The sequence below is a fragment of the Caulobacter sp. FV2ps19 genome, assembly GCF_058681035.1.
In genome coordinates, this window is record NZ_CM178729.1 from 2,981,563 (window position 1) to 3,004,004 (window position 22,442).

The window sequence follows — 22,442 nt, forward strand, 5'->3', positions numbered from 1 at the left end:
GCCGGAGGGAGCCATCCTTACATCTCCCGGCGAGACGATCGCCGGTCTGCACAGGTTGCAGCCCCTCAAGCCGCCGCGATGATCGCCAGGAAGTCGCTGGCCTTCAGCGCCGCGCCGCCCACCAGGGCGCCGCCGACCTCGGCCACGCGCAGGATGTCGACGGCGTTGTCGGGCTTGACGGAACCGCCATAGAGAATCGGCGCCGTCTTGCCGGCCTCGCCGAACATCGTCACGAGTTCGGCGCGAATGGCCGTGTGCATCGCTTCGATGTCGCCAAGAGTGGCGGTGTGCCCCGTGCCGATCGCCCAGATCGGCTCATAGGCCACGGCGAAGGCCTGGCCCGCCAGACTAGCCGGAAGGGACCCGCGGATCTGTGTGGTCACGACCTCGAGGGCCAGGCCCGCTTCGCGATGCGCCAGGCTTTCGCCCACACAGATGATCGGCTCAAGGCCCGCGGCCAGGGCGGCCCCGACCTTGGCCGCGACCTGGGCGCTGGTCTCGCCGTGATCCTCGCGGCGCTCCGAATGGCCCAGGATCACCAGCTGGGCGCCGGCGTCGACCAGCATGGGGGCCGAAACGTCGCCCGTATGGGGCCCGCAGACCAGATGATGACAGTCCTGACCGCCGGTCAGCACGGTCGAGCCTTCCAGCGTCTGGGCCAGACGGTGCAACAGGGTCGCCGGCGGGCAGATCGCCACGCGGGCGCCGACGGGCTTGGCGTCGAGGGCGGCGGCTACCGCGCGGGCTTGATCGAGCGCCTCGGTCAGGCCGTTCATTTTCCAGTTTCCGGCGATAAGCGGCCGGGGCGACAGGTTGGAAAGGGTCATGTCACAGGTCTTGACCCCGCCCTCCCTTGGGAAGTCAAGACCGCCGTGGCTTGCTCCCTCACCTTCCCCTCTACTATACCCGCTGCGCGCGTCCGCCGCGTCGCCCCGGGCGACCCAGCGCATGCGTTTAAGTCAGGAAGGTTTTCCCAGTCATGCTCGCCGGTTTCCGCTCCTTCGCCAAGTCGCCCTTCGCGGTGATCCTGTTTGGCCTGCTGATCGTCAGCTTCGCCGTCTTCGGGATCAGCGACGTGTTCAAGGGGCCGCATATTTCCGGCGTCGTGGCCGCAGGGTCGCGCTCCGTCTCGCCGGCGGACTTCAAGTCCCGCTATGAAAACTATCGCAAGGCGACCGAGCAGCGCACCGGCGAGACCCTGACGCCCGACCAGGCCGTGGAGCGCGGGGTGGACCGCCAGATCCTGCAAGAAGTCGCGCTGCAGGAATCGGTCGCCGAAGTCGTTCGCAAGTTCGGCATCCGCCCCTCCGACAAGCTGGTGGGCGATGTCGTGCGCGAGCAGATGAGCAGCCTGCACCCCAGCCAGCGCCCGTTCGACCCGATCACCGGCAAGTTCGATCCCAAGATGTATGAAGCGCTGCTGCGCGAAAACGGTCTGACGCCGGACAGCTATCAGGCCTCCCTGCGCGATGAGATCGCCCAGACCCACACGTTCAGCGCCGTTGCGGACGGCCTGCACGCCCCGCGCATCTATGGTGCCCTGCAGGCGGCCTACGGCCTGGAAAGCCGCGACCTGGCGGCCTTCGCGATCAATCCCGCCTCTGTCGAACGCCCGGCCGATCCGACCGACGCCCAGCTGACCGCCTTCATGAAGGAAAACGCCGACCGTCTGACCCGTCCCGAAACCCGCGTGCTGTCGATCATGCGCGTCAGCGCCAAGGCCCTGGAGCCCTCGGTGACGGTCACACCGGCCGAGATCCAGAAGACCTTCGACTTCCGCAAGGATACGCTGGCCGCGCCCGAGACCCGTTCGCTGGTCCAGATCGTCGCGCCCGACGCCAAGGCCGCCACGGTCATCGCCCAGCACCTGACGAAGGGCGAACAACCGGCCGTCGTCGCCAGCGCCTATGGCAAGCAGCCGGTGATCCTCAACGACAAGCCCAAGTCGGCCCTGCCCGACCGCAAGGTGGCCGACGCCGCCTTCAGCCTCGCCGCCGGCCAGGTCAGCGCCCCGATCGCCGGCGACCTTGGTTTGTCGGTGATCAAGATCACCAAGATCACGCCCGGCACGACGGCCAGCCTTGAAAGCGTGCGTCCGGCCATCGAAGCCGAACTGCGGGCCCAGAACGCCCAGGCCAAGGCCTATGACCAGACCCAGACCTATCAGGACGCTCATGACGCGGGCGCCGACCTGATCACCGCCGCGGACAAGGCCGGCGCCATGGTGATGACCACGGCGCCGATCACCGCCGAAGGCGCCGACCAGACCGGTCAGCCAGTCCCCGGCCTGACTCCCGATATCCTGAAAACCGCCTTCGCCCTGCCCACGGGCGGCGAAAGCGAACTGGTCGAGGTCGGCAAGGGCGAATATTTCGCCGTAAAGACCGAAAAGGTCATTCCCGCCGCCCTGCCCGAGCTGGCCGAGATCAAGCCGCAATTGACCCAGGTGTGGCTGCAAAATGAAATGACCAAGCGCCTGCAGGCCAAGGCCGACCTTCTGCTCGCCCGGGTCAAGAAGGGCGAGTCCATCGAAGCGGTCGCCAAGGCCGCCGGCTCCCAGGTCCAACGCGTGCCCGGCATCAGCCGCGCCAATGCCCAACAGCACCAGGGGCTGGGTCGCGACCTGCTGATCGCCACCTTCGGCGCCAAGCCCGGCGAGGCCTTCACCGCCCGCGCCGGCCAGATGGCGATCGTCGTCGCCAAGCTGGAAGCGGTTCATCCGGGCAAGATCGCCGAGATGGCCAGCGCCACCCAGGCCATGCGTCAGCAGATCGACAGCGGCCTGATGCGCGACATCGGCGAAGCCGCCCGCCAGGGCGCCCAGGCCAGCCTGAAGACCAAGGTCAATCTGACCCTGGCCCGCCAGGCCATCGGCGTCGACACCGAAGCCCTGGCCAAGGCCGAGGCCGCCCAGAACGGTGCTAGCAAGACCGGCAAAGCCAAATGAGCCTTGAGCCCGCCTTCGACGCCTTCGCCCAGACCTATGACGCCGGCCAGCCCCAGGTGGTCTGGACCCGGCTGATCGATGACCTGGAAACCCCGGTCTCGGCCTATCTGAAGATCGGACACGGCAAGCCCTACGCCTTCCTGTTCGAAAGCGTCGAGGGCGGTGCCTGGCGCGGCCGCTATTCCATCGTGGCGATGAAGCCGGACCTCGTCTGGCGCTGTCGCGGCGATCAGGCCGAGATCGCGCAAGGCGACGCCATCGCGGCGCGGGACTTCACGCCCCAGGCCGGCGGGGCCCTGGACAGCCTGCGCGACCTGATCGCCAGCGCCCGGATCAACCTGCCCAAGGCCCTGCCGCCGATGGTCGCCGGCGTGTTCGGCACCCTGGGCTACGACATGGTGCGGCTGGCCGAGCGTCTGCCCGACATCAACAAGGACACCCTGGGCGGCTTGCCCGACGCGATCATGATGCGGCCGTCGATCGTCGCGGTGTTCGACGCCATCGCCCAGGAGATCATCCTGGTGACGACCGCGCGCCCCGAGGCCGGCGTCTCGGCCCAGCAGGCCCATGACGCCGCCCGGACCCGGATCGAGACGGTGATGGCCGACCTGCGCCGTCCGCTGGCCCACGACGCGCCCCGGACGGGCCATGCGCCGATCGAGTTCACCACCCCTGTCAGCCGCGAGGCCTATGCGGTCGTGGTCGAGAAGGCCAAGGACTACATCCGGGCCGGCGACATCTTCCAGGTGGTGCCCAGCCACCGCTTCCGCGCGCCGTTCGACCTGGATCCGTTCGCGCTGTATCGCTCGCTACGCCGGACCAATCCTTCGCCGTTTCTGTATTTCCTCAATCTGGACGGCTGCCATCTGGTGGGCTCCAGCCCCGAGATCCTGGTGCGCCTGCGCGACGGCAAGATCACCATCCGCCCGATCGCCGGCACCCGTCCGCGCGGCGCGACGCCGGAAGAGGATCTGGCCCTGGAGGCCGAACTGCTGGCCGATCCCAAGGAGCGCGCCGAGCACCTGATGCTGCTGGATCTGGGCCGCAACGATGTGGGCCGGGTCTCGATGCTGAAGGAGCCCGGCCGCAACGAGCCCGCCAAGCCCCACAAGGGCCCGCGGGTGAAGGTCACCGAGAGCTTCAAGGTCGAGCGCTACAGCCACGTCATGCACATCGTGTCCAATGTCGAAGGCGTCGCGCCAGAAGGCGTTGATCCGGTCGACGTGCTGATGGCCGCCCTGCCCGCCGGCACGCTGTCCGGCGCGCCCAAGGTGCGGGCCATGGAGATCATCGACGAGCTGGAGATCGAAAAGCGCGGTCTCGGCTATGCCGGGGCTGTGGGCTATGTCGGGGCCGACGGCTCGGTCGACACCTGCATCGTGCTGCGCACGGCCCTGGTCAAGGACGGCATGATGTACGTTCAGGCCGGCGGCGGCGTCGTGGCCGACAGCGATCCGGACGCCGAATATGACGAAACCCTGCACAAGTCCCGGGCTCTGAAGCGCGCAGCTGAGGAGGCTTGGCGTTTCGCCTGAGCTTTGTTTGAACGCCTTTTCTTCACGCGAACCGGGGTCCACTTCGCTCGAAAAGGCTCTAGTCGCCCAGGCGCTCGGTAGGGATATGCTGCACGACCGCCGGCGGGGCCAGCACCATCACGGTGGCGAAGCTCAGGGCGCAAAACGCCGCGAAGGCCGCCGCCGCCAGGACTGGCGCCATCTTCTGACGTCGTTCCTTGGGCCGCAGCAGGGCGCGGACATAGGCGATCGCCACGGGATCGAGAGCCGACTCGGTCATGCCCCGAGCATGCCCGACGCCAGGCGTTCTGTAACGGCCTTGAGGCTTTCTCGCGCTCAAATGCCGCTAGCGTCGCGCAAAATCATTCCCAGATCGGCCCTGCCCGTTCTAGAAGCTGAACCCCGAAAGGCGGCGTCATGATCCTGGTCATCGATAACTACGACAGCTTCACCTACAACCTCGTTCACTATCTGAACGAGCTGGGAGCCGAGACGGTCGTCCACCGCAATGACGACCTGACGGTGCAGGAGGCCCTTGGCCTGCGCCCGTCGGCGATCCTGCTGTCGCCGGGCCCCAAGGCGCCCGATCAGGCGGGCATCTGCCTGCCGCTGCTGCGCGGCGCGCCCGAGGACATGCCGATCCTGGGCGTCTGCCTGGGCCACCAGGCCATCGGCCAAGCCTATGGCGGCGAAGTGATCCGCGCCAAGGAAGTCATGCACGGCAAGACCAGCCCCATCCGCCACGCCGACAAGGGCATCTTCAAGGGCCTGCCCAACCCCTTCACCGCCACCCGCTATCACAGCCTGGCCGTCCGCCGCGAAGACCTGCCCGCCGAGCTGGAGGTCACCGCCTGGACCGACGATGGCGAGATCATGGGCGTGCAGCATCGCACCCGCCCGGTGCACGGCGTGCAGTTCCACCCCGAATCCATCGCCACCGAGGGCGGCCACCAGATGCTGGCCAATTTCATCGACCTGGCCGGCGTCAAGCGCGACGCGGCGATCTGGGTCTAGGCCATGTCCGACGCCTTCAAACCCCTGCTGGCCAAGCTGGCCGACGGCCAGACCCTGTCCGAAGACGACGCCGAAGTGTTCTTCAGCGCCTGCCTGCGCGGCGAGCCCAGTCCGGCCCAGATCGGCGCGGCGGTCACCGCCATGCGCCTGCGCGGCGAGACGGTGGGCGAGATCGCCGCCTGCGCCCGCGCCATGCGCCGCGCCGCCGTCATGCTGGACCATCCCTATGACGTCGTCGACGTCTGCGGCACCGGCGGCGATGGCCTGCATACGCTCAACATCTCCACCGCCGTCGGCTTCGTGGCGGCGGGCGGCGGGCTGAAGGTCGCCAAGCACGGCAACCGGGCGGTGACCTCCAAGTCCGGCACCGCCGACGTCCTGGCGGCCCTGGGCGTCAATATCGACGCCTCGCGCGACCAGCAGCGGCGGGCCCTGGACGAGGCCGGCATCTGCTTCCTGTTCGCCCAGAGCCATCACGGGGCGATGAAGCATGTCGCGCCGATCCGCCAGCAGCTGGGCTTTCGCACCATCTTCAACCTGCTGGGTCCGCTGACCAATCCGGCCGGCGCCAAGCGTCAGGTGGTCGGCGTCTCGGCCCCGCGCTTCGTCGAGCCGATCGCCCGGGCCCTGGGCGCCCTGGGCGCCGAGCGCGCCTGGTCCGTGCATGGCCAGGGTATGGACGAGCTGACCACCACCGGCGAAACCGAGGTCGCCGAATGGCGCAACGGCGCGGTGCGCCTGTTCACGATCACGCCGGAAGCCGTCGGCCTGCCGCGCGCGTCGCTGGCCGACCTGACCGGCGGCGAGCCGGCCTTCAACGCCGCCGCCCTCACCCGCCTGCTCGACGGCGAGACCGGCCCCTATCGCGACATCGTCCTGCTCAACGCCGCCGCCGCCTTCCTGGTCGCCGACACCGTCGAGACCCTGGCCGAAGGCGTCGCGATGGCCGCCGCCGCGATCGACAGCGGCAAGGCCAAGGCGGCACTGGCCGGCCTGGTCGCCGCCACCAACACACAGATTGCCACCGCATGACCGACATCCTGGCCAAGATCGCCGCTTACAAGCGTGACGAGGTGGCCGACCGCAAGCGCCGGCGCTCCGTGGCCGCCCTCGAGAACGCCGCCAAGAACGCCTCGTCGCCGCGCGGCTTCAAGCGGGCCCTGGTCAACGGCCATGCGCCCGGCAAGCTCGCCCTGATCGCCGAGATCAAGAAGGCTTCGCCGTCCAAGGGCCTGATCCGCGCCGATTTCGATCCGCCGGCCCTGGCCCGCAATTACGAAGCCGGCGGCGCGTCCTGCCTGTCGGTGCTGACCGACGGCCCCAGCTTTCAGGGCGCCGATCCCTTTCTGATCGACGCCCGCGCCGCCGTCAGCCTGCCCTGCATCCGCAAGGACTTCCTGGTCGACCCTTGGCAGGTGGCTGAAAGTCGCGCCCTGGGCGCCGACGCCATCCTCGTGATCCTGGCGATGATCGACGACGCCGTCGCTGCCGACCTGATGGCCGAAGCCGAGCGCCTGGGCATGGACGCCCTGGTCGAGGTGCATGACGAGGCCGAAATGGCCCGGGCCGGCGCGCTGGGCGCGACCCTGGTGGGCATCAACAATCGAGACCTGAAAAGCTTCGTGGTCGACCTGGCCGTGACCGAGCGCCTGGCCGCCCAGGCCCCGCAGGACGCCCTTCTGGTCACCGAAAGCGGGGTCTTCACCGCCGCCGACGCGGCCCGGATGGAAGCGGCCGGCGCGACGGCGATGCTGGTCGGCGAAAGCCTCATGCGTCAGGCCAATGTCACCGAGGCGACCCGGGCGCTGCTGGCTTGAGGACTATGCTCGGGCGCTGGAAGCAGCCCTCGGCAAGCATTCTAATGACAAACCCGTAAGCCATGATTTAGCCAGGCTGAGCCCTACACTCTGCCTTCGGACGGTAGCGGGGACCACCATGACCAACGACAGCAAGCCAAAGACCGGCTGGGCTCCGGGCCTGATCGACACCGCCAAGACCTTCGCGCTGGTCGCGGCCATCATGCTGATCCCGCGCACGGTGCTGTGCCAGCCCTTCACCATTCCGTCGGGCTCGATGGAGCCGACCCTGCTGGTCGGCGACTACATCCTGGTCTCGAAATTCCCCTATGGGATCAGCCGGCATTCTGCGCCGTTTAGCCCGCCGATGGGTCAGGGACGGCTGTTTGGCCACCAACCCGAGCGCGGCGACGTGGTGGTGTTCAAGCGACCTGGCGACGGCCGCACCGACATTATCAAACGGCTGGTCGGCCTGCCGGGCGACCGGATCCAGGTTCGTGGCGGCGTCTTGCGGATCAATGACCGGCCGGTCCGGCAGGTGTCTCAGGGCGTACGCGCCGAGGACGATGACGACCATCCGGCGGTGGTCGAGGAGATCGCCGAGACCCTGCCCAATGGCCGGACCTATCTGACCCATAGCCAGGGTCCGCGCACGGCGGCGGCCAATACCGGCGTCTATGTGGTGCCGGCCGGCTGCTATTTCGTGATGGGCGACAATCGCGACAATTCGGTCGACAGCCGCTTCGACCCCGGCCGCGTTCCGGCGGGCGAAGCCGCCTGCCCCTGGAACGCCGAACTGGATCGCTATCTGCCCCCCGAGACCGGCATGGGCTTCGTGCCGTTCGACAATCTGGTCGGCCGGGCCGAGCGCGTACTGTTCTCCTGGGACGCCAAGTCCGGCCTGCGCCTGGGCCGCACCTTGAAGTCGCTCTCGGCGCCCCAGACCTGACGCACGCCTGAGCGCCAGCCATAGAGGCGCTCGGCTCTGGCGCCCTGAGCGCTTCTCGGACACATTGCCCCCACGACAGTCGCGCCGAAGCGGATTCGTCCGGGAGGGTGGTTGAGATGGGCCTTGTCGCCCGCATCGTGAAATGGGCGCTGGTCGCCTTCTTTCGGCGTCAGGGCTGGACGGTGGAGGGCGCAGCGCCCTCGCCGCGCAAGTTCGTGGTCATCGCCGCCCCGCACACCAGCAACTGGGACTTTGTCTATTTCCTCGGCGCGGCCGACTCCCTGAAGGTCGAGCTCAGCTTCATGGGCAAGGCCTCGCTGTTTCGCTGGCCGTTCGACAGGATGATGCGCGATCTGGGCGGCGTGCCGGTCGATCGCTCCAAGTCTGGCGACACGGTCCAGGCCATGGTCGATGAGTTCGCCCGCCGCGACGAGTTCATGCTGACCATCGCGCCCGAAGGCACGCGCGGGAAGGCGCAGCAGTGGAAGACCGGCTTCTACAATATCGCCTTGAAAGCCGGCGTGCCGCTGGTGTGCGGCTATATCGACTATGAGCGCAAGATCATCGGCCTGGGGCCCACCTTGGTCCCCAGCGGCGACTATGAAGGGGATCTGGCCAAACTGGCCGCGTTCTATCGAACCTTCACCGGTAAGCACCTGGATCGGGCGACCGCGCTTTAGGCGCGAATCGCCGCGCGCGAGGCGCGACTCAACCTGAGGCCGCCGCCGTCCGAAGCGGTTCGACATTGGCCGGCGGCGAAACCTTGCGGCCCATGCTCCAGTTCGACTGCAGGCGAACCTTGGGGTTGGGCGCCGACCAGATCTCGCCCGTGCCGTCGATCGCCACCACCCAGATCAGGTGATGTTCCTGGCCGTAGTCGATGACCGCAAAGGCGAATCCCGTCCCCTTGCCTTCGACAGAGACCGGTACGGTCGGGTTCAGTTGGTTGAAACTCACGACGAAAGCCCTCCTGTGCGGCTTTCGGCTCAACGGCGAAGGGGGCGAGAGCGTTCCTAAGTCGTCAACTTGACATTAAGGAAGAACGCCTAGAGAACATTCGCAAGGTTTGCGGTTTGTTCCGCGTCGTCCTCGAGGTCGAGATGCTTACGCGCAAGCAGCACGAGCTGCTGATGTTCATCCATGAACGCATCAAGGAGAGCGGGGTCTCGCCCTCTTTCGACGAGATGAAGGAGGCGCTGGATCTGGCGTCGAAGTCGGGCATCCACCGCCTGATCACGGCCCTGGAAGAGCGCGGCTTCATCCGGCGTCTGGCCCACCGGGCCCGGGCGCTGGAGGTGGTGAAGCTGCCGCAGCAGGCCACGACCGCCTCGCCGCCCAAGGGCCGCGGGACATTCAAGCCGCAGGTGGTCGAGGGCGGCGGCGCGCCCCCCGCCATGAACGGCGGGTCTTCGTCGGCCCCGGCCAACGACAGCCGCGAGCTGCCGATCCTGGGCAAGATCGCCGCTGGCACACCCATCGACGCCATCCAGCACGAACGCGACCGCCTGCCGGTGCCCGAAAGCATGCTGGGCGGCGGCGAACACTATGTGCTCGAGGTGCAGGGCGACTCGATGATCGAGGCCGGCATCCTCGACGGCGACTATGTGATCATCAAGAAGGGCGACACCGCCACCTCCGGCGAGATCGTCGTGGCCTTGGTCGGCGAGGAAGCCACGCTGAAACGCCTGCGCAAGAAGGGCGGCTCGATCGCCCTGGAAGCCGCCAACCCCAAATACGAGACCCGCATCTTCGGACCCGATCAGGTCGAGGTGCAGGGCAAGCTGGTGGGGCTGATCCGGCGGTACCACTGAGGCTTGATTAGAGCTTTTCGAGATTGAAGGCCGCCCCGGTTGGGGCGGCCGTTTTCGTTGTAAATTAGCTTGTCATCCCGGCCGCAGCGAAGCGGAGCGCCGGGACCCAGGGGCAAACACGATGCGCCGGCCCCTGGGTCCCAGACAGCCTCTGCGAGGCTTCCGGGATGACAAGGATTTTGAGCTTTAGAGCTCCCCCCGCCCTACTCCCTGGCGATCCGCGCCAGCTGGACCAGGATCTTCTCGGCCGCATCCAGACGCTGGGCCGGGGTGTCCCATTCGCCCTTGATCACCACCTTCTGGTCGGGACGCACCTTCCAGACGATATTGTTCTTGGCGACATACTGCATGAGCCCCAGCGGATTGGCGTAACTATCATTCCTGAAACTCGCCACCGCGCCCTTGGGGCCGACATCGATCTTGGCGACATTGGCCTCGCGGCACAGGCCCTTGATGGCGACCACCTTGAGCAGGGAGTCGGTCTCGGGCGGCAGCGGGCCGAAGCGGTCGATCAGTTCGGCGGCCAGGGCTTCGCGGTCGGCGGACTTCTCGGCTTCCGACAGGCGGCGATAGAGCGACAGGCGCACATTGAGGTCGGGCACATAGTCGTCGGGGATCATCACCGCCGAGCCGGTATTGATCTGCGGCGACCAGCCACGATCCTCCAGCAGGGCCTCGGCGCCCTGGCGCTGACGCAGTTCGGCGACGGCGTCTTCCAGCATCTGCTGATAGAGCTCGACGCCGATTTCCTTGATGTGGCCGCTCTGCTCGTCGCCCAAGAGGTTGCCGCCGCCGCGCTGGTCCAGGTCGTGGCTGGCCAGTTGGAAGCCGGCGCCCAGGCTGTCGAGGGACTGCAGCACCTGCAGACGCTTCTCGGCCGACAGGGTGATGGTCTTCTCGTTGGGCGTGGTCAGATAGGCGTAGGCGCGGGCCTTGGAACGGCCCACGCGGCCACGGATCTGATACAGCTGGGCCAGGCCGAACATGTCGGCGCGGTGGACGATCAGGGTGTTGGCCGACGGAATATCCAGCCCGCTTTCGACGATCGTGGTGGCGAGCAGCACGTCGTACTGGCCCTCATAGAAGGCCGTCATCACGTCTTCCAGCTGGGTCGGGGCCATCTGGCCGTGGCCGACCACATATTTGACCTCGGGCACCTGGGTGCGGAGGAACTTCTCGATCTCCTCCAGATCCTTGATGCGCGGCACCACATAATAGGCCTGGCCGCCGCGATACTTCTCGCGCAGCAGGGCCTCGCGCAGGGTCACCGGGTCGAACGGGCTGATATAGGTGCGCACCGCCAGGCGATCGACCGGCGGCGTGGCGATGATCGACATCTCGCGGATGCCGCTGAGCGCCATCTGCAGGGTGCGCGGGATCGGCGTGGCGGTCAGGGTCAGCATGTGCACGTCGGCGCGAAGCTCTTTCAGCTTCTCCTTGTGCTTGACCCCGAAATGCTGCTCCTCGTCGACGATCACCAGGCCCAGGTCCTTGAACGAAACCTGCTTGGACAGGATGGCGTGGGTGCCGACCACGATCTCCAGCTGGCCGTTGGCCAGGCCCTCGCGGGTCTCGGCGGCTTCCTTGCCGGTGACCAGGCGCGACAGGCGGGTGACCTTGACCGGCCAGCCCTGGAACCGCTCCTTGAAGGTCTTGTAGTGCTGGCGGGCCAGCAGAGTGGTCGGGCAGACGATGGCCACCTGCTTGCCGCTCATCGCCACCACGAAGGCGGCGCGCAGGGCGACCTCGGTCTTGCCGAAGCCCACGTCGCCGCAGATCAGCCGATCCATCGGTTTGCCCGAGCCCAGATCGGTCAACACATCGGCGATGGCCGACAGCTGGTCGTCGGTCTCTTCATAGGGGAAGCGGGCGCAGAACTCGTCATAGACGCCCTGCGGCGCGTCGGTTTCTTCCACCGACTTCAGCTGACGGGCGGCGGCGATCTGGATCAGGCCCTCGGCCATGATCCGCAGGCGCTCCTTGGCCTTGGACTTGCGGCTCTGCCAGGCCGCGCCGCCCAGCTTGTCCAGTTGAACGTTCTCGCCGTCGGTCCCGTAGCGGGTCAGCAGGTCGATGTTCTCGACCGGCAGATAGAGCTTGCTGTCGGCGGCATAGAGCAGGTCCAGGCAGTCATGCGGCGCGCCCTGGACGTCGAGGGTCTTGAGGCCCTCATAGCGGCCGATGCCGTGGTCGATATGGACCACCAGGTCGCCGGGGGTCAGGGCGCTGGCCTCGGCCAGGAAGTTGGCGGCGCGGCGCTTCTTGCGCGGCCGGGCTAGGCGGTCGCCCAGGATGTCGGTCTCGGAGATCACCGCCAGGGTGTCGGTCTCGAAACCGTTGTCCAGCGGCAGGACCACGCGCTGCGGGGTCTTGGGATCCGCCGCCTTGGCCGCCTGCCAATAGGGCGCATAGGCGATCTTGCTGAGGCCATGGTCGGCCAGCATGGTTCCCAGGCGCTCGGACGAGCCCTCCGACCAGGAGGCGAACAGCACGCGCTTACCCTGGGCGCTCAGCGCCTTGGCGTGCTCGCCGGTGGCTTCGAACAGGTTGACGCTGTCCTGCGAGCGCTCGGCGGCGAACACCCGGCCAAGCTTTGCCCCCATGTCGACCACGTCCAGGCCCTGGGGCTGGAACGGCGTGAACCGGCGATGCGGGCGGTCCGACAGGGCCGCTTCCCATTCGGCGGCGGTCAGATAGAGCGCGCTGGGCTCCAGCGGCCGATAGGCTGACTTGCGGTCGGCGCCGGCCCGGGCGTCATAGGCGTCCTCGATCATCGCCAGACGTTCGTCGCGGGCCTCGGAGGCCTGGTGATCAACGCCGACCAGGGCCCCGTCGGGCAGATAGTCGAACAGGGTCGCCATCCGCTCATAGAACAGCGGCAACCAGTGTTCGAGCCCGGCGCGGCGGCCGCCCTGGCTGACCGTGGCGTACAGAGGATCATCACCCGGCGCGCCGAACTTGGCGACATAACCACTGCGGAATCGCGAAATGCCCTCGGCGTCCAGCAGGGCCTCGCTGACCGGCAGCAGATCGATCGCCTTCAGCTGCTTGGTTGAGCGCTGGGTCTCGGGATCGAAGGCGCGGATGCTTTCCAGCGTGTCGCCGAACAGATCCAGACGCACGGGCTCCTCGGCGGCCGACGGATAGACGTCGATGACGCCGCCCCGGATGGCGAACTCGCCCTTTTCCGACACGGTCGAGGCGCGGGCATAGCCGTTGACGGCGAAATAGCGCTCCAGGTCCTTGATATCGACGCTGTTGCCGACCGTGGCTGAATAGCTGGCGCGCATCAGCACGGTCTTGTCGGGCACGCGCTGCAAGAGCGCCGGCGCCGAGATGATCAGCATGGCGGCCTTGGTCGTTCCCAGACCGCGCGCCAGGCGCGACAGGGTGGCCATACGCTGGGCGGCGACGCCGGCCGACGGGCCGACCCGGTCATAGGGCAGGCAGTCCCACGACGGGAAGACGACGGCCTCGACCTCGGGCGCGAAGAACTTCAGGGCGTCGGCGAAGGCGTTGGCGCGGGCGGTGTCGCGGGCGACGAAGGCGGTCAGGCCGCCCCGCGCCCTGGCGATGTCGCCCATCACCAGGGCGTCGAACCCCTCAGGCGCGCCGGCCAGGGTCAGGCCGCCGGCGGCCTTGGCGATCTGCTTGGCGTCATAGGCCATGGATGTCTCTTAAGCGCCGTCGCCGATGGGGCGCACGGCATGGGCCTCGAAGCGGAACGTGCGGATCATCGCCAGCACGTCGGTTTCGAATTCGGCGGGCGTCGCTTCCTGCCCGACGATCCAGGCATAGATCTCGCGATCCGGATTTTCGAGAAGGGCCTCAAGCTTATCCAGCTGTTCTGGGGTCAGCTTGTGGCCATGGTTGTCCGCGAACGGCCCCAGAATGAGGTCCGCTTCCCGAAAGCCGCGATGCCAGGCGCGAAAGCGAAGCCGCCGAAGGCGGGAGTCGTGATCTAGGGTCATGTGCCCGGCGGATATAGAGTGGCCTGAGGCGTCGCGCCAGCGCTCAGGCGGGGTTTGGGTGATTGTATGCCGCTTGGAAACGATGGCTGGGGACACTCGGCGCCCTCGCAGACCGCGCGCGCCATCATTGACTTTGGCGCAGTTGAGCCTATTTATCCCCAGCTTCGGAGCAGGTCAGGCGAATCCGCGCCGCCCGTTCGCCCAAACACGGGCGGCTCTGAATTCAGCCAGATTGATATGACAGAATTTACCGAACTCGGGCTGTCGCCCACGACCCTTCAAGCGGTCGCAGACACCGGCTACACCACGGCCACCCCCATCCAAGCCGCCGCCATTCCCGTGGCGCTCGCCGGACAGGACGTTCTGGGCATCGCCCAGACCGGCACCGGCAAGACCGCCGCCTTCACCCTGCCCCTGATCGACAAGCTGATGAACGGCCGCGCCAAGGCGCGCATGCCGCGCGCCCTGGTCATCGCCCCGACCCGCGAACTGGCCGACCAGGTCGCCTCCAGCTTCGAGAAGTACGCCAAGGGCACCAAGCTCTCGTGGGCGCTGCTGATCGGCGGTGTGTCGTTCGGCGATCAGGAAAAGAAGCTGGATCGCGGCGTTGACGTTCTGATCGCCACGCCCGGCCGTCTGCTCGACCATTTCGAACGCGGCAAGCTGCTGATGACCGGCGTGCAATTCCTGGTCGTCGACGAAGCCGACCGCATGCTGGACATGGGCTTCATTCCGGACATCGAGCGCATCTTCAAGATGACGCCGCCCAAGAAGCAGACCCTGTTCTTCTCGGCGACCATGCCGCCGGAAATCACCCGCCTGACCAAGCAGTTCCTCAAGGATCCCGTGCGGATCGAGGCGGCGCGTCCGGCGACGACCAACGAGAACATCACCCAGCTCCTGGTGAAGATTCCGACCTCCGATCCCAAGGCCAAGCGCCTGGCGCTGCGCGCGCTGATCGAGAAGGCCCAGATCGAGACCGGCATCGTCTTCTGCAATCGCAAGACCGAGGTCGACGTGGTCGCCAAGTCGCTGCGCTCGCACGGCTTTGACGCCGCCGCAATCCACGGCGACCTGGACCAGAGCCAGCGCATGAAGACCCTGGCCGCCTTCCGCGACGGGTCGCTGAAGATCCTGGTGGCCTCTGATGTCGCCGCGCGGGGCCTGGACATCCCGGCCGTCAGCCACGTCTTCAACTATGACGTCCCGCACCACGCCGACGACTATGTGCACCGCATCGGCCGCACGGGTCGCGCCGGACGCTCGGGCGTCACCTACATGCTGGTGACCCCGGCCGACGACAAGGGTTTCGACAAGGTGGTCAAGCTGATCGGCTCGACCCCCACCGAGGAAAAGCTGGATCTCGACTATTCCGGCGCCGTGACCGTCCAGCGCGACGGCGACCGCAAGCGCGGCGGCCGTGGCGCGCCGCCGAGCCGTGAACGCGGCGGTGAGCGCGAACAGGGCGAACGCTCGGCCCGTGGCGGTCGCGGCGCACGGACCCGCGATGCCGAAACCGCGCCCGTCGAAGGCGTCGTCTCTGCTGAGATCCCTAGCGAAACCGCTGAAGCGCCCGTCGAGGCGCGTCCCGCCCGCACGCGCGGCGAACGCAAGCCCCGCGAACGCGGCCCCCGCGCCGATCGTCCCGAACGGACCGAAGCCGCGCCGGCTGCCGAAGTGGTCGAGACCGTCGCCACGGTCGACGCTGAAGCGCCGGTGACGCGCGAACGCGGTCGTGATCGTGGCCGCGGCCGTGATCGCACCCCGCGTCCGGATCGCGCCGAAGCCCCCGCGGTTGCGCGGGCCGAAGACAGCGCGCCCCGAGAGCAAGGTCACGACCGAGCCCGTCCCGAGCGCGCCGAACGCCCTGAGCGCCCTGAGCGCGAAACGCGTCCAAGCTCCCCCGTGCGCGGCGTTCAGCCCGTTCGCGGGCGCGAGGATGATGACGACCGTCGGGTCGTGGGCTTCGGCTCCGACACCCCGGCCTTTCTGATGCGCGCGACGCCCGGCCTGACCAAGGCCGCGACCGACGACTGACGGCGCGGGCGACGCTTCGGCGTCGCCAGTCCCTCGAAATGAGCGTAGAATAACGGCGTTCTCGGCTCCGGCCGGAGCGCCGTTAGGCGTTTTGCCTCCGGACTGGGCCCGTTTCGGGACTGGAAGGACGGCGAGCGGGTCTGACGACGCCTTGGCTGCTCCGGGTCTTTCGGAGGTCCATGGCATGTCCCTCGCAAACGACTCTGAAATCGCCCCTGAAATCTCACCGGATCTGGTGGCCCACGAACGCACCTATCATGTGTTCAACATGCTGGTTCGCTGGTCCATGCTGGTTCTGGCCACAGGCCTGACGATCTTGACCCTGTGGTTCGCCACATCCGTCGGCGTCTTTGGCGCCGTGATCGCCGGGATCATCGTCTGGTTGGCCGGCTATTACGGAGTCGTCCGCCATGAGGCGCGACAGCCGTTGGACCCCTGGGCGATGGGACGCTAGGGCCCCACCGCCCGTCCGGGTCAGCGCTTGATCTGCCCCGCCAGATATTTGCGGATGCCTTCGCCATAGGGCGGACGCAGGGCCAGCACCGGCGCAATGTCTTTCTTCAGTTGCTGGAACACGGCCTTGCGGTGGCTGAATTCCAGGAAGCCGTCATGGCCGTGATAGGCCCCCATCCCGGCCGGCCCGACGCCGCCGAACGGCAGCTCTTCCTGGGCGACATGGAAGATCACGTCATTGACGGTGACTCCGCCGCTGGTGGTGCGCTCCAGCACCCGGTCCTTCTCGGCCATGTCGGTCCCAAACCAGTAGAGCGCCAGCGGACGGTCATGGGCGTTGATATAGTCGACCGCCTCCTCGACCCGTTCATAGGTCTTCACCGGCAGCAGCGGGCCAAAGATCTCCTCGCGCATCACCGCCATGTCGTCAGTGGGGTTGAGGATCAGGGTCGGGGCGATCTTGCGATGCGGCTGCTGCGACAGGTCCTCACCGGCCGGATTGATCTCGACAATGGTCGCGCCCTTGGCGCGGGCGTCGGCGACATAGCCTGAGATCCGATCGAAATGCCGCTGGGCGACGACCGCCGTGTAGTCCGGATTGTCCTTCAGAGTCGGGAAGTAGCGCCCGACGGCCGCCTTGGCTTCAGCCACAAAGTTGTCGACCTGATCGGCCGGCACGAAGACATAGTCCGGCGCCAGGCAGATCTGGCCGGCATTGAGGGTCTTGCCGTTCATCACCCGCGCGGCCGCCGTGGCCATATCCGCCCCGCGCGACACGATGACCGGGCTCTTGCCGCCCAGTTCCAGGGTGACCGGCACAAGGTTCTCAGCCGCCGCGCGCATGACATGCCGCGCCACGGACGTCGCGCCGGTAAAGACCAGATGGTCAAAGGCCAGTCCGGCAAAGGCCTGCCCTGCCTCGGGACCGCCGGTAAAGACCGCGATCTCTTCCTCGGTGAAGGCCTTGGCGAACATCGTCTTCATCAGCTCGGACGTCACCGGCGTGAACTCGGACGGCTTGATCATCGCCCGGTTGCCCGCAGCCAGGATCCCGGCGAGCGGCGCGAAGGTCAGGTTGACGGGGAAATTCCAGGGGCTGATCACCCCCACCACGCCCTTGGGCTGGTACTGCACACTGGCCTTGGCGCCAAACAGACCCAGGATCGCCGGCGTCGTCTTGCGCTTCTCGGCGCGCATCCACTTGGCCAGATTGTCGCGGGCGAATTTCAACGGCCCGATGGACCCCGCCACATCCGTCAAGGCGGTGGCCTCGGGCGAGCGCGACCCAAAATCGGTATTAATGGCTTGGGCGATTTGTGTCTGGTGGCCGACCAAAAGGTCGATGCAGCGGTTGATCCACTCAATACGGGTTTCCGCGCTGGGGGGGCCGTCGCGCAGGTGAGCGGCCTTCTGGCGCTCAAGCGCCTGAGTCATTTCAGCTTTATGGGCGTCAAAATTCAAGAATGTCGGCGCGTTCATGATCACTTTCCTCCCGGGCGACCCCCTAAGGGGCTCATCTTATCACTGTTTACAATGATCGGAGGCGCGTCGAAGCGCAAGAGAACCTTGTTCGTTCTTAACCCCTCGTTTGAACTCTCGGGCCTATGGTGTTGCTCCAAGCGATCGGCGTTTTCGCTATGGAACGCGCCGATTGGGGGAAGATCAGATGTCCAACGTCGAAACCACGCTGCGCGGCCCCGAGGCCTACAAGATCGCGAAACGCGCGCTTGAGCTGATGGAACGCCACCAGGTGTGGCCGACCGCGCTGAATTTCGAGCTGTGGACGCACTATGTCGCCGACCCCGAGGGCGCGCTGGCGCGCGAGCTCACCCGGCTGATCTCGCTGGGCGAACCGATGACCGAACTGGTCAGCGAGGAACTCGCCGCGACCTACCTGCCCAAGGCTCGCCTCAACGAACAGATCCGCGACGCCGGCGACCTGCTGAGCAAGGAACTGGAATCGGTCTCCAAGGCGATTCAGAACGCCCAGAAAACCAATGCCGCCTTCGGCAAGCAATTGGCTGGCGTCAACAAGGACCTCGGCGAGGACGCCGATGTCGCCGCCATCAAGACCGTGGTCACCAACCTCGCCGAGGCCACTCGCCGCGTTCAAAAAGAAAACAAGTCGCTGGAATCACGGCTGGCCGACTCAACCGCCGAGGTCGATCGTCTGCGCGAGCATCTGGAACAGGTGCGACGCGACGCCACCACCGACGGACTGACCAATCTGGCCAACCGCAAGGCCTTCGACGAGGAGCTGGACCGCGCCTGCGCCGAAGGCGACGAGGCCGGCTCCAGCCTCTGCCTTGCGGTGCTCGACATCGACCATTTCAAGGGCTTCAACGACACTTGGGGCCATCAGACGGGCGATCAGGTCATTCGCTATGTCGCTTCGGTGATCGGCCGCGTGGCCGCCATGCCGCGCTTTGCCGCCCGATACGGCGGCGAAGAGTTCGCGATGATCTTCCCGCGCGAATCCTCGGCCATCGTCGCCAGCTGCCTGGAAGAGATCCGCGTCGAGGTGTCCTCGCGCATGCTCAAGCGCCGCTCGACCAACGAAGATCTGGGCACGATCACCATCTCGTCGGGCTTCGCCGAGCGCCACAAGGCTGAAAGTGGCCACTCGCTGATGGAACGCGCCGACGCGGCGCTCTACGCCTCCAAGCGCAGCGGCCGAAACAAGGTCAGCTCGGCCGAGGGCAAGCCGGCTTCGGCCAACGCCGCCTAGCCTTAAGCGCTCCACGACTCTCAAGCGCCGCCGTTTTCGCGAACGGCGGCGTTGTCGTATGAAAAATCCTCTGGTCTTCCGCTGGGTGAGCGGGGTCTAGCTAGGCGCAAGAGCGCAAAGCCCTGGGAGGACGTCATGGACTATCAGAAAATCCGCCTGACCGCCGAGGACGGCGTCGCGACGATCACTCTGGCCGATCCAACCACCCTGAACGCCGCCAGCCTGGATCTGGCGCGCGAGATCACTCATGCCCTGGCGTCGATCAGCGCAGGCAAGGTGACAGCGCGGGCCGTGGTCATCACCGGCGAAGGACGCGGCTTCTGTTCAGGAGCCAACCTGTCCGGCGGCGGCCCGGCCGCCCGGGAGCTGGATGTCGACGGCAAGCCTGACGCCGGCTCGGCGCTGGAGACGATCTACAATCCGATGATGACCGCCCTGCGCGACTTCCCCTACCCCATCGTCACCGCCGTCAATGGCGCCGCGGCGGGCGTCGGCTGCTCGCTGGCCCTGATGGGCGACATCATCGTGGCAGGCGAGAGCGGCTATTTCCTGCAGGCGTTCCGGCGCATCGGCCTGGTCCCTGACGGCGGCTCGACCTATCTGCTGCCCCGCATGATCGGCAAGGCCCGCGCCATGGAGATGATGCTGCTGGGCGATCGTCTTCCCGCCGCTACGGCGCTGCAGTGGGGCCTGATCAATCGCTGCGTGCCCGACGACCAACTGCACGGGACCGCCATCACCCTCGCCCGCGAACTGGCTAACGGGCCGGCGTCCCTGGGCGCGATCCGCAAGCTGGTGTGGGAGAGCCTCGACACCGACTGGAACGGCCAACTGCACGCCGAGCGCAAGGCTCAGAAAATCGCCGGCAAGACCGAGGACTTCATCGAAGGCGTCAGCGCCTTTCTTCAGAAGCGCGTGGCCGCGTTCAAGGGCCGCTAGAGCAAGGCGCGTGAAATCGGACTCACGCGCCTTACTCTAGGCTTTTGTTTTCACATCGTTTTTGCGGAAAACCGGCGTCCACTTTTCCGCACGATGCTTTAGCCGGCCAGATAGGGCTTGTAGCTCTTTTCCTCAACGATCTCTGAGCCGGCGACGGCGTTGATCGCCCGCTTGAGGGCGGCGCGCTGGTCGTTGTCGATATAGACGCGGCGGGCCAGGGCCACGAACTCGGGCCCGAAGTCCTGGCGGCGCTCGCAGTCGCGCTTGCCGTCCTCGATGTCCCATAGGGCGGCGTTGACCGTGGTGAGTTCGGCGGTCAGGCGGTCGATCTCGGCCGAGGCAGCGAGGTGCTCGGCCGCCGTGGCTTCCAGCAGGGCCAGCTCCTTGCGCACATTGGCTTCTTTGGCCGGGTCGCCGATCCGCTCGGCCTTGACCCTCAGGATGGTGATCTTGTCGATCAGTTCGCCGGCCGAGATGGGCGCGAGGATGGGCATTCAGGCGACTCCGGACATCAGCCGCGACAGCGCGGCTTCCACCGCCTCGCTAGGCAAGGCGGTCATGGCGTCTCCGTAGTCCGCCGCGACCAGCATCTCAAGCCTGGCGGCGGCGGGACGGAACTTCACGGCCTTGCGGGCGTCCTTCTGTAGCGACAGCAGCGGCGCGCCGCCGGCCGCCAGCATGTGGCCGGGCCCAGCGTCATTGGCCACGGCGGCGCACAGCCGGCCAGCCAGGGCGATGACCAGCAGCGGGCCTTTCACCTGCGGATAGCCGTCCTGGCGATCCACTTCGGGGAACAACGCGCCAGGGACCTCGCGCCGCGTCCGGGCCGCGTCCTCGGCTTCATCGGGGCCGAAGAAGAACACCGGTGTGGCGTCGATGGCCTCCAGATGCCGCGCCAGGGCGATATAACGCTCCAGCGGCCAGCGCTTGTCCTGGCCGCCCGCCCCCGGCGCCAGGCCGACATAGGCGCGGCCGTCGGGCAGCAGCGCCCTGGCGGCGGCCAGGGCGTCGGGATGGGTCAGGGTGATCGGAGTCGGCCTGCCCTCCCCGTTCGAGGCCAGGGCCAGCAGCCGGGCGAACCGATCGGTGACGGCCACGGGCCAGGCCTTGCCGCGCGCCAGCCGCGCAGCCGAGACGAAGACGCCCGCCGCCGCTCGTCGCGCCACGGCGCTGCGGCGCAGATTTTCCTGGGTGTCGATGACAAGGTCGAACCTGCGCCCGCCGAACGGCTTGACCCACGGCAGGATGTCGAAGGCGCCGACGCCCGTCGGGCCCTCCGTCAGGATCTCGTCGATATAGCCGTCGACCACGGCCTTCAGCGGCCCCGCATAGACCGTCTCGCCCTTGGCCGCGCACCAGGTGATCCGGGCGTCCGGAAACGCCGCGCGCAGGCCGGCGATGAAGGGCAGCTTGATCAGCCCGTCGCCGATCACCTCGCCCATCGAATAGACCAAGACGGTTTTGACCATGGCTTGGATTAGGCTGCCTCAGACCAGACGGTCAATCGGCGGGTTCGATCGCCGGCTGGATCGTCACGCTCTCGCCGCAGCCGCAGGCGTCGGTTTCGTTGGGATTGTTGAACACGAACTTCGACGACAGCTTGCTGATCTCGTAGTCGATCGTGGTGCCGATCAGGAACAGCACGGCCTTCGGGTCGATCAGGATGGTGACGTCCTTGTCCTCGACAACCTCGTCCAGCGGGTTCTTGGCGTCGGCATAGTCGAAGATATATTCCGAGCCGGCGCAGCCGCCGTTCTTCACCCCGACCCGCAGGCCGACATAGGGCTTGCCCGGCTCTTCAAGCGCCTTTCGGGCCATGATCTCCTTCACGCGCGCCGCCGCGGCGTCGGTCAGGCTGACGACCTTGGGCCGGGGACGACGAACGCGGGGCGTGAGGGCGGCTTCCATGGTGTTTGAACCGATCAGAACATGTTCAGTTGCAGCTTGGCCTCATCGCTCATCCGCGAGGGATCCCACGGCGGCTCGAAGACAAGGTCGACGGTGCAGGACTTCAGACCCGGGATTTCCATCACCGCGTCCTTGACCCAGCCCGGCATTTCCCCGGCCACCGGGCAGCCCGGCGCGGTCAGGGTCATGTCGATGGCCACGTCCTTGTCGTCGCTGACATCGACCTTGTAGATCAGACCCAGCTCATAGATGTCGACCGGGATTTCCGGGTCGAACACCGACTTCAGCTTCTCGATCAGCAGATCGGTCAGCTTGGCCAGCTCTTCCTTGGGAAGGGCCGATACGGTCTCGGGTGCGGCGTCGGTCATGAAGGGC

The 22,442-nt window shown here is 67.0% G+C and carries 22 protein-coding genes; 12 read left to right on the forward strand and 10 right to left on the reverse strand.

The features are described from left to right. Window positions 1-65 precede the first annotated feature (65 nt). Window positions 66-827, reverse strand: a complete 762-nt coding sequence (gene tpiA / locus ACW18B_RS14170) for a triose-phosphate isomerase (RefSeq protein ID WP_492047669.1) — start codon at window positions 825-827, stop codon at window positions 66-68. Between the two features lie 152 nt (window positions 828-979). On the opposite strand from tpiA, the gene ACW18B_RS14175 reads away from it, so the two are divergent. Beyond that, on the forward strand, window positions 980-2,947 hold the full coding sequence (locus ACW18B_RS14175; RefSeq protein WP_492047670.1) for a peptidylprolyl isomerase: 1,968 nt from the start codon (window positions 980-982) through the stop codon (window positions 2,945-2,947). Continuing rightward, window positions 2,944-4,482, forward strand: a complete 1,539-nt coding sequence (gene trpE, locus ACW18B_RS14180) for an anthranilate synthase component I (protein WP_492047671.1) — start codon at window positions 2,944-2,946, stop codon at window positions 4,480-4,482. Before ACW18B_RS14175 ends, trpE begins: the two co-directional genes overlap by 4 nt. Window positions 4,483-4,540: 58 nt before the next feature. Here the strand turns inward: trpE and ACW18B_RS14185 are convergent, their stop codons facing one another. Beyond that, window positions 4,541-4,741: a hypothetical protein gene (locus tag ACW18B_RS14185; protein ID WP_492047672.1), complete on the reverse strand. Its 201-nt coding sequence runs from the start codon at window positions 4,739-4,741 to the stop codon at window positions 4,541-4,543. Window positions 4,742-4,878: 137 nt separating this feature from the next. Between ACW18B_RS14185 and ACW18B_RS14190 the strand changes: the two genes are divergently transcribed. From ACW18B_RS14190 to ACW18B_RS14210, 5 genes are all read left to right on the forward strand, one after another. After that, the gene (locus ACW18B_RS14190) at window positions 4,879-5,475 is read left to right on the forward strand and encodes an anthranilate synthase component II (protein WP_492047673.1); all 597 of its coding nucleotides are present in this window, start codon (window positions 4,879-4,881) and stop codon (window positions 5,473-5,475) included. A gap of 3 nt (window positions 5,476-5,478) precedes the next feature. Then, window positions 5,479-6,507: an anthranilate phosphoribosyltransferase gene (gene trpD, locus ACW18B_RS14195; protein WP_492047674.1), complete on the forward strand. Its 1,029-nt coding sequence runs from the start codon at window positions 5,479-5,481 to the stop codon at window positions 6,505-6,507. Further along, window positions 6,504-7,292, forward strand: a complete 789-nt coding sequence (gene trpC / locus ACW18B_RS14200) for an indole-3-glycerol phosphate synthase TrpC (RefSeq protein WP_492047675.1) — start codon at window positions 6,504-6,506, stop codon at window positions 7,290-7,292. The genes trpD and trpC overlap by 4 nt, the downstream gene beginning before the upstream one ends. Before the next feature lie 118 nt (window positions 7,293-7,410). Next, window positions 7,411-8,220, forward strand: coding sequence for a signal peptidase I (lepB, locus tag ACW18B_RS14205; protein WP_492047676.1), 810 nt, complete (start codon window positions 7,411-7,413; stop codon window positions 8,218-8,220). Between the two features lie 116 nt (window positions 8,221-8,336). Continuing rightward, a complete protein-coding gene (locus ACW18B_RS14210; RefSeq protein WP_492047677.1) occupies window positions 8,337-8,900 on the forward strand; it encodes a lysophospholipid acyltransferase family protein in 564 nt (187 codons plus the stop codon). Window positions 8,901-8,928: 28 nt separating this feature from the next. Here ACW18B_RS14210 and ACW18B_RS14215 read toward each other — a convergent pair whose 3' ends face one another. Next, the gene (locus tag ACW18B_RS14215; RefSeq protein ID WP_492047678.1) at window positions 8,929-9,177 is read right to left on the reverse strand and encodes a hypothetical protein; all 249 of its coding nucleotides are present in this window, start codon (window positions 9,175-9,177) and stop codon (window positions 8,929-8,931) included. Between the two features lie 143 nt (window positions 9,178-9,320). On the opposite strand from ACW18B_RS14215, the gene lexA reads away from it, so the two are divergent. Further along, complete coding sequence (gene lexA / locus ACW18B_RS14220) at window positions 9,321-10,031, forward strand: transcriptional repressor LexA (protein WP_492047679.1); 711 nt, start codon at window positions 9,321-9,323, stop codon at window positions 10,029-10,031. A 203-nt stretch (window positions 10,032-10,234) separates the two neighbouring features. Here the strand turns inward: lexA and mfd are convergent, their stop codons facing one another. Continuing rightward, the gene (gene mfd / locus ACW18B_RS14225) at window positions 10,235-13,699 is read right to left on the reverse strand and encodes a transcription-repair coupling factor (protein WP_492047680.1); all 3,465 of its coding nucleotides are present in this window, start codon (window positions 13,697-13,699) and stop codon (window positions 10,235-10,237) included. Window positions 13,700-13,708: 9 nt separating this feature from the next. Then, complete coding sequence (locus tag ACW18B_RS14230) at window positions 13,709-14,002, reverse strand: FAD assembly factor SdhE (RefSeq protein WP_492047681.1); 294 nt, start codon at window positions 14,000-14,002, stop codon at window positions 13,709-13,711. A gap of 237 nt (window positions 14,003-14,239) precedes the next feature. On the opposite strand from ACW18B_RS14230, the gene ACW18B_RS14235 reads away from it, so the two are divergent. Continuing rightward, complete coding sequence (locus ACW18B_RS14235) at window positions 14,240-16,039, forward strand: DEAD/DEAH box helicase (RefSeq protein WP_492047682.1); 1,800 nt, start codon at window positions 14,240-14,242, stop codon at window positions 16,037-16,039. A gap of 184 nt (window positions 16,040-16,223) precedes the next feature. After that, on the forward strand, window positions 16,224-16,493 hold the full coding sequence (locus ACW18B_RS14240; protein ID WP_492047683.1) for a hypothetical protein: 270 nt from the start codon (window positions 16,224-16,226) through the stop codon (window positions 16,491-16,493). A gap of 20 nt (window positions 16,494-16,513) precedes the next feature. On the opposite strand, the gene ACW18B_RS14245 is transcribed toward ACW18B_RS14240, so the two are convergent. Further along, complete coding sequence (locus ACW18B_RS14245) at window positions 16,514-17,971, reverse strand: coniferyl aldehyde dehydrogenase (protein ID WP_492047684.1); 1,458 nt, start codon at window positions 17,969-17,971, stop codon at window positions 16,514-16,516. A gap of 187 nt (window positions 17,972-18,158) precedes the next feature. Here ACW18B_RS14245 and ACW18B_RS14250 point away from each other — a divergent pair, with 187 nt between their 5' ends. Together ACW18B_RS14250 and ACW18B_RS14255 are read left to right on the forward strand one after the other, a co-directional pair. Beyond that, complete coding sequence (locus ACW18B_RS14250; protein ID WP_492047685.1) at window positions 18,159-19,220, forward strand: GGDEF domain-containing protein; 1,062 nt, start codon at window positions 18,159-18,161, stop codon at window positions 19,218-19,220. A gap of 135 nt (window positions 19,221-19,355) precedes the next feature. Continuing rightward, on the forward strand, window positions 19,356-20,159 hold the full coding sequence (locus ACW18B_RS14255; RefSeq protein WP_492047686.1) for an enoyl-CoA hydratase/isomerase: 804 nt from the start codon (window positions 19,356-19,358) through the stop codon (window positions 20,157-20,159). A gap of 98 nt (window positions 20,160-20,257) precedes the next feature. Here ACW18B_RS14255 and ACW18B_RS14260 read toward each other — a convergent pair whose 3' ends face one another. Genes ACW18B_RS14260 through ACW18B_RS14275 form a run of 4 tightly spaced genes read right to left on the reverse strand, consistent with a single transcriptional unit; the run spans window position 20,258 to window position 22,435 of the window. Further along, entirely contained in the window at window positions 20,258-20,653 is a 396-nt protein-coding gene (locus tag ACW18B_RS14260) for a DUF6165 family protein (protein ID WP_492047687.1), read from the reverse strand. Beyond that, complete coding sequence (locus ACW18B_RS14265; RefSeq protein WP_492047688.1) at window positions 20,654-21,628, reverse strand: glycosyltransferase family 9 protein; 975 nt, start codon at window positions 21,626-21,628, stop codon at window positions 20,654-20,656. It lies immediately after the preceding gene. 31 nt (window positions 21,629-21,659) lie between these two features. Further along, on the reverse strand, window positions 21,660-22,067 hold the full coding sequence (locus ACW18B_RS14270) for a HesB/IscA family protein (protein ID WP_492047689.1): 408 nt from the start codon (window positions 22,065-22,067) through the stop codon (window positions 21,660-21,662). Window positions 22,068-22,081: 14 nt separating this feature from the next. Next, window positions 22,082-22,435 (reverse strand): SUF system Fe-S cluster assembly protein, encoded by a 354-nt coding sequence (locus ACW18B_RS14275; protein WP_492047690.1) that lies wholly within the window; start codon window positions 22,433-22,435, stop codon window positions 22,082-22,084. Window positions 22,436-22,442 lie beyond the last annotated feature (7 nt).